Raw genomic sequence first — 12,755 nt, 5'->3', positions numbered from 1 at the left:
CCCCCCCCCCCCCCCCCCCCGCCCCCCCCCCCCCGCGGGGGGGGGGCGGGGGGGCGCCCCCCCCCCCCCCCCCCCCCCCCCCCCCCGTCACCATGTACCCTGCGCGGGCTCGCCGACCGGCGTGACTAGGGTGAAGGACATGCCCGAGCTCGTTCCGTTCCCCGTCGACCGCGCCGACATCACCGGCTACTACGAGGCCCTCGCCGCCGCCCTCGATGGCGCGGGACCGGCGCTCGCGCCGTACGAGGCAGGCGCCCCGGCACCCGAGTTCGACGCCGCCGCACTCGCCGCCGCACCGGACGACCTCGCCCTCGTCGTCGCGACGAGCGGCTCCACCGGTACCCCCAAACGCGCGATGCTGACGCGCGGCGCTCTCGTCGCGAGTGCTACCGCCACCCACGACCGCATCGGCGCCGGCACGTGGCTTCTGCCACTGCCGCCCCACCACATCGCCGGCACCCAGGTGATCGTCCGCTCCATCGTCTCCGGCACGACGCCCACCGTCCTCGACGCCTGGGGCCTCGAGGGCTTTACGAAGGCGACCGGCCTCGTCGCCCGAAACGCTCCCCCGTTCTCGCCGATCCACACGAGCCTCGTGCCCACTCAGTTGCGCGACCTGCTCGACGGTGACGACGAAACACACACGCGCGCCCTCGCCGCGGCCCGGCGGTACCGCAGCATCCTCGTCGGCGGCTCGGCCACACCCCGCGCCTTGCTGGAGCGGGCCCGTGAGGGGGGCCTCTCCGTCGTCACGACGTACGGCTCGAGCGAGACCTCCGGCGGTTGCGTCTACGACGGCACCCCGCTGGACGGCGTCGGCGTACGCGTCATCGAGCCCGACGACGACGGTGTCGGTCGCATCGCCCTCACGGGCCCGATGCTCGCCGCCGGCTATCTCGGCGACCCCGAGCGCACCGCCGTCACGTTCGTCGACGAGGCCGGCGCACATCACTTCCTCACCGACGACCTCGGCAGCTTCGACGGCACCCTCGCCATCACCGGACGCATCGACGACGTCATCACGACCGGTGGCTACAAGGTGAGCCCGCGCGTCGTCGAGGAAGCCGTCCAACGCGTGCCCGGAGTACGCGACGCTGTGGTTGTCGCCCGCCCGCACGAGCGTTGGGGCCAGACCGTCGCTGTGGCAATCGTCACGGACGCGGCCGTCGATGCAACCGAGGAACTCTCCGAACGTCTGCTCATCGAGTGCCGAAGGTTGTTGCCGCCGTACGCGGTTCCACGATTGGTCCGCTACGAGGAGGCCCTGCCGCTGACGGGCGTGGGCAAGCCGGATCGCGCGTTCGTCGCTCGCCATGACCAGTGGCAGAATTTGCGCTAGCACTTCTGCTTCCTTGCCGATCCGACGGAGAAAAAGACACCGATGGCCACGCTCAACCAATGGGTCGAAGGCGCACGCCCCCGCACCCTGCCCGCCGCCGTTGCACCGGTCGCCGTGGGCACCGGCGCCGCGTACGCGCTGGACCGGGGCAACGCCGGCTTCGCGCTGCTCGCGCTATTCGTGGCGCTCTTCCTCCAGATCGGCGTCAACTACGCCAACGACTACTCCGACGGCATCCGCGGCACCGACGAGGACCGTGTGGGGCCCGTTCGACTCGTCGGTCAGGGCCTCGCGAACCCGTCCAACGTGAAGCTCGCCGCGTTCGCCAGTTTCTTCGTGGCCGCCTTCGTCGGGCTCGCGCTCATCACGCTGGCCAACACCCCATGGCTGCTGCTCGTCGGGGTTGCCGCGATCATCGCCGCGTGGAAGTACACCGGCGGTAAGAACCCGTACGGCTACCAGGGCCTCGGCGAGGTCTTCGTGTTCATCTTCTTCGGCCTCGTCGCAGTGCTCGGCACCACGTACACCCAGGCCAAGGAGATCTCCGTTCCGGCGATCGCCGGCGCTGTCGGCGTCGGTGCCATCGCCTGCGCGATCCTCGTGACGAACAACCTGCGCGACATCCCCTCGGACTCCGAGGTCGGTAAGAACACCCTCGCCGTCCGGCTCGGCGACCGCGCGACACGCATCTTCTACACCGTCCTGGTGGCTGTCGCGGCCCTCGCCGTCGGCGTCTGCGCCGTCTACCACCTGCCCGCAGCCGCCGGTTTCGTGTCCCTCGTCCTCGCGGTGCCGCCACTGCGTCGTGTTCTCGGCGGGGCCACGGGCCGCGACCTCGTACCCGCCCTCGCCGGCACCGGACGTTTCCAGCTCGCCTACGGCATCCTGCTCGGCGGGGGTCTCCTCGCCGCGCACTTCATGAACTGACCACGGTCACCGATGACGATCGGGCCGGGCACCTCAATGGAGAGTGCCCGGCCCGATCGTCATCCGCGGACTTCACGCGTCAGAGCTGCGCCCCAACTGCACGAGCTGCGGCGTGGACGACTTCGAGTGCTCACCCGAGCAGCAGCCGTCTGCGCAGGCATCGACACGCTCGGGTCCGGTGGCAACGTTGCCGGAGCAGCAGTCGTCGACCGTGGGGGTTGCCGAGCAAGGGGTACCTGAGTTCCCAACGGCACAGCAGCCTTCCCCGTGCCATGCCTGCCAACCCTCCCGGGCGGCGACCGCAGCCAGGGCGAGGGCCGCGATCGGATCGGCCCACCACCATCCGAACAGTGCATTGAGCCCGGGTCCCACGAGGAGCACGACCGACAGATACGTGCACAGCAGCGTCTGTGTCGAATCGGCGACAACCGATCCCGAACCGAGCTCTCGACCCGTGGATCGCTGGGCGTAAGACAGGAACGGCATGATCACGACGCTCAACGCCGCGAGTAGCATGCCGACCCACGAGACATCCGGCGCCTCCCGCCGCACGAGCGCCGAGATGGCTTCGTAGCCGACGAACAGCGCCAACGCAGCAAACCCGAAGGCCATCGCCTTCTGCGCGGTCTGCTCCCTGGACTCTGGCATGGCATGACGGAACTGCCACAGGATGATGAGGCCGCTTGACACTTCGATGATCGAGTCGAGACCGAAACCGACAAGACCCACCGAGCCCGCAATCTTGCCGGCGGAAATGGCAATGAACGCTTCGACGGTGTTGTAGAGCACCGTCGCGAGCGCAAGCCACTGCGCCCGGCGCCCGAGGGCGGCCCGACGTTCAGCAGTCAATGTCGTCACCAATCCGCCCCTTCACAGTTCTCGACGCCGGTCTCCACCTGGAGCGTCGCGTGGGCAATGCTGAACTTCGTTCGCAGCAGGTCGCTCGCTTCTCGCAGGGCTACGCCGTCGCGGGCACCCGTTGGGGAGGCGACGACGTGAGCTGTAGCGACATTCATTCCGCTCGTGAGCTGCCACACGTGCAGGTCGTGCACGTCCTCGACCGACCCGAGGGCTTCGAGCGCCTCGAGGATCTCGCGCGGCTCGACGTCGGCAGGAGCGTGCTGGCCCAGCACAGCGAGCACCTCACGCCCGAGCATCACCGCGCGTACGGCAACGAAGGCCGCTATGGCGAGGGCGATTCCTGTGTCCCACCACGTTGCGCCGGTGAATCGAACGAGAAGTGCGGCGGCGATGACCCCGACGGAGCCCAGGCTGTCCGCGAGAACCTCGAGGTAGGCGCCGCGCACGTTCAGGCTCTCGCTCGCCCCGGCGCGCAACAGCGCGATGCTGATGAGGTTGATGACCAGCCCGATCGCACCGACGACGAGCATGACGCCCGAAGCCGGCTCGCCCGGGGACCCGAAACGTCCGATCGCCTCCACCGCGATGTAGATCGACACGCCAAGCATGACGAGCACTGCGAACCCGGAGGCGAAGACCTCAGCGCGGTAGGAGCCGAACGTGCGGCGGCCTGTCGTGTCCTTCCGTGTCGCGATGCGTGTGGCGACGAGCGCCGCACCCAACGTCACGACGTCGGCGGCCATGTGGCCGGCGTCGCTGATCAGAGCCAGTGAGTCCGAGAGCAGACCTGCGACGAGTTCGACGACGAAAAACGCGAGAACGAGGCCGAACGAGACCGCCAGGCGCCACCGATGACGCCCTGCGGCCGAAGTGCCTTCAGCGGCCGTGGGGCCGTGCGAGTGACCGTGCCCCATCTCAGGACTTACTCGTGTCGTGATCGATGTGCGCCCGCGTCACGTCGAGCAACATGCGCACGTGGCCGTCCGAAAGGCGGTAGAAGACGTTTCGGCCCGCTCGACGACCGATGACAACCCCGGACGACCTCATCAGACGTAAAGCCTGTGAGACAGTCGTTTCCGTCACCCCGGTCGCCTCCGCGAGATCACAGACGCAGAGCTCCCCCGCGTCGAGCAGTGTGTAGAGCAGACGGGTTCGAGTGGGATCGCCAAGCAGCTTGAAGACGCTGCTGATCTCCTCGATCACCTCGAGCGGCGGCAATGCCTCCATCGCCAAAGCGACCTTGTCGGGGCAGTCGGCCCCCGGCGCACAAGCATCGAGCGCTTCGACATTCGACGACACGAGCAACTCCTTAACATCTGATCAATTGAACAGATGTTAGCGTAATCCCACTGTCGCCCGCCGTACAAGGATGAGCATGAAGAAGCCCGCCCTCGCCGCCGCACTTGTCGTCGCGATCGTTGCCGCCGTCATCGTCGCAGTGATATTCCTCAACAGGACCCCAGAACCGAAGCCGACGCCGTCCGCATCCGGGGACACGGCCGTGTCCAACCTCGCCGCCCCTGACAGCCACCGGCTGCAAAAGGCACCCGACGGCTCACCGGTCCTCGTCGAATTCCTCGACTTCGAATGCGAGGCGTGCCGCGCCGCATACCCGTTCGTCGAGGAACTCCGCAAGGACTACAAGGGCAAGGTCACCTTCGTCATCCGCTACTTCCCGCTGCCGGGCCACAAGAACTCCATGACCGCCGCGCTCGCTGTGGAGGCCGCGGCACAGCAGGGCAAACTCCAGCAGATGTACTCCACGATGTACGAACGTCAGACACAGTGGGGCGAGAAGCAGACATCCCAAGCCTCCGTGTTCCGAGGCTACGCGCAAGAACTTGGCCTCGACATGGCCGCCTACGACAGGGCCGTGGCGTCCCCCGCCACCAAGGCCCGCGTCGAGAAGGACTACAAAGCCGGCCTGGAAGCGGGCGTCGAAGGCACCCCGACGTTCTTCCTCGACGGCGAAAAGGTCACCGTCGACTCCATGGAGGCTTTCCGTTCCCTCATCGATGAAGCGGTGAAGTGAGCAGCTCCGCGGGCGAGCGGCGGCAGAGCATCGCCCTCGTCGGCCTGTCTGCCGTCGGCCTCGTCTGCTCCGTCATTCTCCTGATGGAAAAGCTCGCACTGCTGGCCGATCCGGAGCACGTCCCGAGTTGCAGCATCAATCCCGTCGTCGCCTGCGGCTCGGTCATCACCTCGTGGCAGGCAAGTGTCGTGGCAGACCTGCCGAACCCTGTACTGGGGATCGTGGGTTTCAGCATCGTGATGACCGCCGGCGCCCTGGGCGCGGGCGGCCTCCACTTCAGCCGCTGGGTTTGGGTCGGCTTGCTCGCCGGCGTCCTCGTGGGGTTTGCCTTCGTCCACTGGCTCATCTGGCAGAGCCTCACCGTGATCGGGGCGCTCTGCCCCTACTGCATGGTGGTGTGGGTCGTCATGCTCGCGTTGGTCACCGTCGCAGTTCGGGCCGGCGCCTCGGAAGGCGCGGTACCCGCGGCGGTCAGCCGCTGGGCACCCAGCGCAGCTGTCATGTGGCTCGCACTCCTCGTGCTCGCCATCTTCCTACGATTCCAGGACTACTGGCTGACCCTGGTGTGACGGGTGGATGAGTCCGACGAACTACTCGTCGTTGTCCTCGGCCTCGCGCAGTTCCTTGGAGCGCTCGCGGCGACGCTCGACGTGGCTCTCCACGACGTCGACCGTCTCCTGACGGAAATGGTTGAGCGCGAAGAAGCTGATGACCGTCGAGGCGATGGCCGCCACGATGAGCAGCAGGAAACCACGGAGCCCTACGAGCCAGCCGACGCTGAGGCAGCCGAAGAAGACGAGGAGGCGCAGGACGGTGTAGCGCGCGACAGGTGCCATGGATCAGAGCCCCGAGTAGGAGTGCTGGCCGACGAAGTACACGTTGACGACGCCGTAGTTGATGAGGATGCAGGCGAAGCCGATGATGACGACGACGGCGGCCCTGCGACCGCTCCACCCGACCGTCACGCGGCTGTGCAGGTAGGCCGCGTACACGATGAAGATGACGAGGGACCACACTTCCTTCGGGTCCCAGTTCCAGTAGGTGCCCCAGGCCTCCTGGGCCCAGATGGCGCCGGCGAGGATCGTGAACATCCACAGCGGGAACGCGATGATGTGCACGCCGTACGCGAGACGGTCGAGGGTCTTGGAATCCGGCAGGGCCTTGAGGAAGCCGCCCGTCTTGCCCTTCTCCTCACGGTTGAGCTGCGCGAGGTAGAGGCAGGTGATGACGAAGCCGATGGTGAACAGACCGATCGACAGCGTTGCCACCGTCACGTGGATCGACAGCCAGTACGACTGCAGCGACGGCATGAGCTTGCTCGCCTCGGTGTAGTACACGAGGGCCGCGAGCATGATGAAGAGGACGGCGGGGAGCGTGACGAACGCACCGAGCCAGCGCACGTCCTTGCGTAGGCTCCAGCCGAGGAAGCACACGAGCAGGAATGCGGTGCCGACGAGGTCGAACTCGTACATGTTGCCCAGCGGCGGGCGACCGACGGCGAATCCGCGCAGCGCGATGCCGAGGACGAGCGCCGCCGTTCCGAGCCACGTCAGGGCCATGCCCGTGCCGGCCCACTTGCGCGGCGCCGGGTCGGCAGGAAGATCGCTCCCGCCGTCGCCGTCGAGGTCACGCTTGGAGGAGTGGGTCTCGGTGCGCTCGAGGACGGCCGTGGCGCCGCCCGCCGACTTCTCACGGCTCGAGGTCGTGGATGCGCCCTCAGCGGCGTCCTCGTCCCCGGTGTGGGCAGCGGCTTCGCCGGTACGCTCCTTGCGGCCCGGGGTCTGTGCCAGGTCGACACAGAACGCCAGCATGGCCAACGTCAGGACGAGCCCGGAGGCGTAGACGGCGTACGTCGAGTTCTGGGCGAGGGCGCTGTTGGCCTCGTCGATGAGGGCGAAAGCGGACATCATGCCTTACCTGTCGTTCCGGTCGTGACGGCGCGAGCCTGGATGCGTTCGAAGATTTCGTCGACCGCGAGAGCGAGCCTGGGGTCCTCGCCCTTGGCGAGGCCACCGATCTCCACCACTGTACGCGGGGCGCCCGAACCGTCTGCGTCCGAGGCCGGGCGCACCCGGACGAAGACGCGGCGGCGGCGAATCATGAGCGACAGCACGAGGCCTGCGAGGGCCGTGACGGAGAAGATGAGAGCGGGCAGCTTGCCCGGGTCGTGCCGGATCGAGAGACCCGCCCAACGCGGCACCGACTCGAAGGTGACCGAACCCATGTTGTTCGGCAGCTTCACCGTCTGACCGAGTGCGATCTGCAGACGAAGGGGCTGGCCCTTCTCGTCCTTGACCTGCGTCATCTTCTCGGTGTCGAGGCTGAAGACCGACTGCGGGCGGCCGTTCGGGTAGAGGTCACCCTTGTAGACGCCGAGGTAGAGCGCGGGAGCCTTCGCGTCCGGGAAGGCCGAGCTCGGGCCCTTGTTCGGGTCGACGTAGGCCGTGGGCAGGAAGAAGCCGAACAGACCCACCTGGTCCGGCGAGGCGCCGGGGATCTTGAACGCGCCCGTCGACTTGTACTGGTTGTCGACGGCGAGGAACGGCGTCGACTGGTCGTACAGGACGTTGCCCTTTGCGTCCTTGTACGTGATCTTCGGCGCGTAGCCGTTACCCAGGAGGTAGACCTCGCCGCCGCCGACCTTGAGCGGGTGGTTGACGCGGATCTGGTCCTGCTGCCACTTCGCCTCCGGCGACTCCTTGAAGTGGACGTCCGCGGTGAAGTCACGCGGCTGCCCCCACTGCGGGCTCGTGGGGTCGACCTTGTCCTCGAAGGTGACCTTGAGGCTGTCCATCTTCAGCGACCAGTCGGGCAGATCCTCTTCGAGGTCGACCCAGGGGCCGAGCTTGAGGGTGTCGTAGCGGGTCATCGTCGAGGTGAACCCACTCTTGTCGGGCACGATGACGTCGCCGCGCCAACCCCACACGTGGCCACCGGCAACGGCGACGATGATGCCGACAAGGCTGAGGTGGAACAGCAGGTTGCCGGTCTCACGCAGCATGCCGCCCTCGGAGGCAACCTCGAGGTCGCCCGTGTCCTTGCGGATCTTGAAGCGCTTGCGTCGGAGAACCTCGCGCGCGGCCTGCGCGACGGCCTCGGGGCTGGCGTCGAGCGTCTCATTGCGGTGAGCCGGCAGGCGCTTGATGTTGCGCGGCATCTTCGGCGGCCCGGAACGCATCGCCTTCCAGTGCACCTTGGTGCGCGGGATGATGCAGCCGATGAGCGAGACGGCGAGCAACAGGTAGATCGCGGCGAACCACGGCGTGCTGTAGACGTTGAACATCCCGAGGCGATCGAGCCACGGGAACAGGTCGGGGTGGTCCTGCTCGTACTGGGTGACGCGGGTGGCGTCGATCGAGCGCTGCGGGAAGATCGAGCCCGGCACGGCCGCGATGGCCACGAGCAGCAGCAGGAATAGCGCCGTGCGCATCGTCGTCAGCTGGCGCCAGAACCAGCGCAGCATGCCGAGGACACCGATGCTCGCGCCGGCCTTGCCCGACGTGCCGGACTTGCCACCGGCCTTCGCGCCGCCTCGCGGCGACTTCTTGGCGGCTGCGCCCTTCGCTGCGTCGTCGCTGGTCTCGGGCCCGTTGTTGCCCGGGGCCTTCTTGGCTGCCACTAGATCACCGTTTCGAACTGGTTGACGAGGTTGGACTGGACGAGGGCCATGAGTTCCTCCCACAGCCCGCTCACCATGAGCAGGCCCATGGCGATCATGAGAGTGCCGCCGACGATCTGGATCGGACGGTGGTGGTCACGAAGCCACTTCGACGCCTTCTCGGCACGGCTCCACCCAGCGGCGATGAGGATGAACGGCAGGCCCATGCCGAGCGCGTAACAGACGGTGAGGAACAGAGCCCTCCCCTGGCTGTCCGCGTTGAGGGACGTATTGGCCGCCACCAGCGTGCCGAGAACCGGCGAGATGCAGGGAGCCATCCCGAGACCGAACGCGGCACCGAGCAACGGTGCCCCGACGAGGCCCGCGGCCGGGCGCCAGCGCACCGTGAAGCCTCGCTGGCCCACGACGCCCAGGAACATGAGCCCCATGAGGATGACGATGACGCCGCCGATGCGCGTGAGCAGGCTGCGGTGAGCGCCCACCGTGTCGTAGACGAGGCTGACGGCGGCCTGGATGCCGACGAAGACGACGGAGAATCCGAGCACGAACAGGCACGCGCCGAGCACGAGTCGGGTGCGTCGCTTCTCGTCCGTCAAGCCCGTGACGTAGGCGAGGAAGCCCGGCACGAGCGGCAGCACGCACGGCGACGCGAACGAGACGACCCCCGCGAGCGCAGCGAAGAAGATCGCGAGCGGCAACGCGCCGTTCGCGACGATCTGTTCGGGGGAACTCGTCAGGTGAGCGAGCGCCGCAACGCTGGAGCTCAAGCCTTCTCCGCGAGCACCTTGTCGACCATGTTCCGCACCGTGGTCTCGGTGGTGGAACCGGAGACGCGTGCCGCGATGCGCCCCTGCTTGTCGAGCACGAGCGTCGTCGGCGTTGCGACGACCTTGCGCTGCAGACCCTGCAGGTTCTGCCCGTCGTCGTTCTTCAGCGACGGGTAGGTGGCGCCCCACTTCTTGAGCGTGGACTTGGCGACGGCGTCGGAGTCACGCTGGTCAAGGCCCATGAACACGACGGGCTTGTTCGCGTTGTCGTAGTTCTTCCACGCCTTCTCGAGGTGCGGCGTCTCGGCCTGACACGGGCCGCACCACGCACCCCACACGTTGAGGACGACGACCTTGCCGCGCTCGGACTCCACGTTCCACTTCTTGCCGTCCAGCGTCTCGCCGGTGAGCTGCACGGGCTCGGCACGCTTGGCGGCCGCAAGTTCTTCGACGGAACCGTCACCGGCCACGTAGCCCTTGTTGTCGCCGGCTTGGGCCTGCTTGCTGATGCTGTCGTTCTGCTCGCTACCGCACGCACTCAGACCGAGGGTGACGGCAAGGGCGAGCGACGTCGCTGCGGTTGCCTTGAGCGATCGGGCACGGCGCGCCATCAGGCACCCACCGACTGCGTCGAGTTGGGCAGCAGACGACCCGCGGGTTCGGCGTACTGGACGCCGGTGATCTCGTCACCGGTGAACTCGATCGTCGTAACCGACGCCAGCGTGCACTCACGCGATCGCGGGTCGTGCCACAGGCGCTTGCCCTCGGCGAAGCGACGGGCCGTCCACACGGGCAGCTGGTGACTGACGACGGCGGCCTCGTGCCCGGCCGCGGCGTCACGTGCGTCGAGGATGGCGGTGTACATGCGCTCGGCGATCTCCTGGTACGGCTCGCCCCAGCTGGGCCGCAGCGGGTTGACGAGCTTCGGCCAGAAGCGGGGCTGGAGCAGTTGCTTGGGGTTCGATCCAACGGTCAGACCCTCGAAATCGTTCCCGGCCTCGATGACGCGCGGGTCGAGGACGACGGGCAGATCGAGCTTCTCCTCGAGCGGCGCGGCCGTCTCCTGCGCACGCTCGAGCGGCGAACTGACGAGGTAGGTGATGTCGCGCGGGGCGAGCCACTGGCTCGTCACTTCGGCCATCTCACGGCCGAGCTCGGAGAGGTGGTAGCCGTCGAGGCGCCCGTAGAGCACCTTCTTCGGGTTGAACACCTCGCCGTGACGCACGAGGTGCACCAGCGTCTTCGTCGTGGGGGTGGGGGCCTCGGTCGACGGGGAAAGCGGGACGTCGTTCGTCATGGTCAGAGTGTCGCAGCCGAGTCTGTGAAAGCGGCCGCGGCTCGCGCGGCGGCGGGCAGGGCGTCGATCACATGCGCGACGGCCTCGTCGTCGTGCGACGCGGAGACGAACCACGACTCGTAGGCCGACGGCGGCAGGTGGACGCCCTGGTCGAGCATCGCGTTGAAGAAGCGCGAGAAGGCCTCGGTGTCCTGGTCCTTCGCGTCGTCGTAGTTCGTGACCGCTCCGTCACGGAAGAAGATCGAGAACATCGAACTCGCCCACTGCACGGTGTGTGGCACCCCGGCCTTCGTCAGTTCGGCGGAGGCGGCGTCGGCGATGGCGTGCGCCGTGGAGTCGAGGTGGGCGTAGACCTCGTCGGTGCAGCCTTGCAGCGTGGCGAGGCCGGCGGCCGTGGCCACCGGGTTACCCGCCAGCGTGCCCGCCTGGTAGACGGGACCGTCGGGCGCCAGCATGCCCATGAGGTCGGCGCGACCACCGAAGGCGGCCGCGGGGAAGCCACCGCCCATGACCTTGCCGAAAGTGAACAGGTCGGGGGCGCTCTCACCCTGCTGGCCCTCGTGGCCGAACCAGCCGGCGGCGGAGCAGCGGAAGCCCGTCATCACCTCGTCGGAGACGAGCAGGGCGCCGTGCTTGGTCGTGATGTCGCGCAGCGCCTTCGTGAAACCGGCCGCGGGCGGCACCACGCCCATGTTGCCGGGCGACGCCTCGGTGATCACGGCGGCGATCTCGTCACCGTGCTCGGCGAAGGCGGCCTCGAGCGCGGAGCCGTCGTTGTAGGGCAGGACGATGGTCTCGCCGGCGCTCGACTTCGGCACACCGGCCGTGTCGGGCAGGGCGAAGGTGGCGACGCCGGAGCCGGCCGCGGCGAGCAGCGCGTCGACGTGGCCGTGGTAGCAGCCCGCGAACTTCACGATCTTGCTCCGGCCCGTGGCGCCGCGCGCGAGGCGGATGGCCGACATCGTGGCCTCGGTACCGGACGAGACAAGACGCACCTGCTCGACGGGCTCGACGCGGCGCACGATCTCGGTGGCGAGGGCGACCTCGTTCTCGCTCGGGGTGCCGAAGCTGAAACCGCGCGAGGCGGCGTCCTGAACGGCGGCCATGACGTCGGGGTGGGCGTGACCCAGGATCATCGGACCCCACGAGCAGATGAGGTCGACGGAGCGGTTGCCGTCGACGTCCGTGAGCCACGGCCCCTTCGCCTCGCGGATGAACCGCGGCGTGCCACCGACGGCACGGAAGGCGCGCACCGGCGAGTTCACCCCGCCGGGCGTCACCGTGCGCGCGTGGGCCAGGAGTTCTGCGGACTTCGAGGTGCTTCCACTCATGTTGTCCATTCTCCCACCGCCCCCTGACAACGCCCTTGGCGGGCCTCAGCCCCGCTCGCCACCGACTTCCTCGTGCACGCGGCGCATGCCGTCACCGACGATGCTCAGTTGGTCGCCATCCATGGTGTCGACGAAGTATCGACGCACGCTCGCGACGTGAACGGGGGCTGCGAGCAGGAGGGCGTCGTAGCCGCCGTCGGTGAGGACGAGTTCGACCCCGCGCGAATCGCTGGAACACGACTCCCGCGTCACCCACCCGCGTCGCTGCAGGCGCGTGGCGGTGTGCGTGATGCGGCTGCGGGACTGGACGACGAGGTCGGCGAGCGCCCCCATCCGCAGACGACGCCCCTCGGCCTCGGACAGCATCGAGAGGATCTCGTACTCGGCCAGCGACATGCCGTGGTCGAGGAGTTCGCGATCGAGCGCGAGGCTCAGCGCGCGCGATGCCCGCAGGTAGTGACGCCATGCCGTCTGCTCGTCCTCATCGAGCCAGCGCGTCTCTTTCGTCATCCTCCACCGTCCGTTTCGTGCTTCACCACCGTCGCGCGCCCCTACCGTCCGGTGTCCGACCGGAGGGTTGAT

General features: G+C 68.0%; 15 protein-coding genes. 4 read left to right on the top strand and 11 right to left on the bottom strand.

Features of this window, described 5'->3' with window-relative positions; translation table 11 throughout:
- Window positions 1-139 precede the first annotated feature (139 nt).
- A complete protein-coding gene (locus K9D12_RS12800) occupies window positions 140-1,339 on the top strand; it encodes an AMP-binding protein (RefSeq protein ID WP_223060432.1) in 1,200 nt (399 codons plus the stop codon).
- Window positions 1,340-1,381: 42 nt separating this feature from the next.
- Window positions 1,382-2,266 carry a 1,4-dihydroxy-2-naphthoate polyprenyltransferase gene (locus K9D12_RS12795; RefSeq protein ID WP_223060431.1) on the top strand — a complete coding sequence of 295 codons (885 nt, stop codon included), beginning with the start codon at window positions 1,382-1,384 and terminating at the stop codon, window positions 2,264-2,266.
- 72 nt (window positions 2,267-2,338) lie between these two features.
- Here the strand turns inward: K9D12_RS12795 and K9D12_RS12790 are convergent, their stop codons facing one another.
- The 3 genes from K9D12_RS12790 to K9D12_RS12780 are packed head-to-tail and all read right to left on the bottom strand — an operon-like array spanning window position 2,339 to window position 4,426.
- Window positions 2,339-3,124, bottom strand: coding sequence for a cation diffusion facilitator family transporter (locus K9D12_RS12790; protein WP_370633518.1), 786 nt, complete (start codon window positions 3,122-3,124; stop codon window positions 2,339-2,341).
- On the bottom strand, window positions 3,121-4,041 hold the full coding sequence (locus K9D12_RS12785; protein ID WP_047312422.1) for a cation diffusion facilitator family transporter: 921 nt from the start codon (window positions 4,039-4,041) through the stop codon (window positions 3,121-3,123). The genes K9D12_RS12790 and K9D12_RS12785 overlap by 4 nt, the downstream gene beginning before the upstream one ends.
- A 1-nt stretch (window position 4,042) precedes the next feature.
- Entirely contained in the window at window positions 4,043-4,426 is a 384-nt protein-coding gene (locus K9D12_RS12780; protein WP_047312423.1) for a helix-turn-helix transcriptional regulator, read from the bottom strand.
- A gap of 76 nt (window positions 4,427-4,502) precedes the next feature.
- Here K9D12_RS12780 and K9D12_RS12775 point away from each other — a divergent pair, with 76 nt between their 5' ends.
- Window positions 4,503-5,159 carry a thioredoxin domain-containing protein gene (locus K9D12_RS12775; protein WP_047312424.1) on the top strand — a complete coding sequence of 219 codons (657 nt, stop codon included), beginning with the start codon at window positions 4,503-4,505 and terminating at the stop codon, window positions 5,157-5,159.
- Complete coding sequence (locus K9D12_RS12770; protein ID WP_047312425.1) at window positions 5,156-5,728, top strand: vitamin K epoxide reductase family protein; 573 nt, start codon at window positions 5,156-5,158, stop codon at window positions 5,726-5,728. Before K9D12_RS12775 ends, K9D12_RS12770 begins: the two co-directional genes overlap by 4 nt.
- A 21-nt stretch (window positions 5,729-5,749) precedes the next feature.
- Here K9D12_RS12770 and K9D12_RS12765 read toward each other — a convergent pair whose 3' ends face one another.
- Genes K9D12_RS12765 through K9D12_RS12730 form a run of 8 tightly spaced genes read right to left on the bottom strand, consistent with a single transcriptional unit; the run spans window position 5,750 to window position 12,683 of the window.
- Window positions 5,750-5,995: a DUF4229 domain-containing protein gene (locus K9D12_RS12765; RefSeq protein WP_223060429.1), complete on the bottom strand. Its 246-nt coding sequence runs from the start codon at window positions 5,993-5,995 to the stop codon at window positions 5,750-5,752.
- A gap of 3 nt (window positions 5,996-5,998) precedes the next feature.
- Entirely contained in the window at window positions 5,999-7,066 is a 1,068-nt protein-coding gene (gene ccsB / locus K9D12_RS12760) for a c-type cytochrome biogenesis protein CcsB (protein WP_047312613.1), read from the bottom strand.
- Complete coding sequence (locus K9D12_RS12755) at window positions 7,066-8,778, bottom strand: cytochrome c biogenesis protein ResB (RefSeq protein ID WP_370633517.1); 1,713 nt, start codon at window positions 8,776-8,778, stop codon at window positions 7,066-7,068. Before K9D12_RS12755 ends, ccsB begins: the two co-directional genes overlap by 1 nt.
- Window positions 8,778-9,545 (bottom strand): cytochrome c biogenesis CcdA family protein, encoded by a 768-nt coding sequence (locus tag K9D12_RS12750; protein ID WP_082128883.1) that lies wholly within the window; start codon window positions 9,543-9,545, stop codon window positions 8,778-8,780. The genes K9D12_RS12755 and K9D12_RS12750 overlap by 1 nt, the downstream gene beginning before the upstream one ends.
- Window positions 9,542-10,156, bottom strand: coding sequence for a TlpA disulfide reductase family protein (locus tag K9D12_RS12745; RefSeq protein ID WP_047312427.1), 615 nt, complete (start codon window positions 10,154-10,156; stop codon window positions 9,542-9,544). The genes K9D12_RS12750 and K9D12_RS12745 overlap by 4 nt, the downstream gene beginning before the upstream one ends.
- Window positions 10,156-10,842: a histidine phosphatase family protein gene (locus K9D12_RS12740; RefSeq protein ID WP_047312428.1), complete on the bottom strand. Its 687-nt coding sequence runs from the start codon at window positions 10,840-10,842 to the stop codon at window positions 10,156-10,158. The genes K9D12_RS12745 and K9D12_RS12740 overlap by 1 nt, the downstream gene beginning before the upstream one ends.
- A 2-nt stretch (window positions 10,843-10,844) precedes the next feature.
- Window positions 10,845-12,173 carry a glutamate-1-semialdehyde 2,1-aminomutase gene (gene hemL, locus K9D12_RS12735; RefSeq protein ID WP_223060428.1) on the bottom strand — a complete coding sequence of 443 codons (1,329 nt, stop codon included), beginning with the start codon at window positions 12,171-12,173 and terminating at the stop codon, window positions 10,845-10,847.
- Window positions 12,174-12,218: 45 nt separating this feature from the next.
- Complete coding sequence (locus K9D12_RS12730; RefSeq protein ID WP_047312429.1) at window positions 12,219-12,683, bottom strand: MarR family winged helix-turn-helix transcriptional regulator; 465 nt, start codon at window positions 12,681-12,683, stop codon at window positions 12,219-12,221.
- Window positions 12,684-12,755 lie beyond the last annotated feature (72 nt).

The sequence above is a fragment of the Dermacoccus sp. Tok2021 genome, assembly GCF_019895135.1.
Classification (GTDB): domain Bacteria; phylum Actinomycetota; class Actinomycetes; order Actinomycetales; family Dermatophilaceae; genus Dermacoccus; species Dermacoccus abyssi.
The sequence above is the reverse complement of the archived record's forward strand: the minus strand, read 5'-3'. Positions and strand labels throughout refer to the sequence as shown.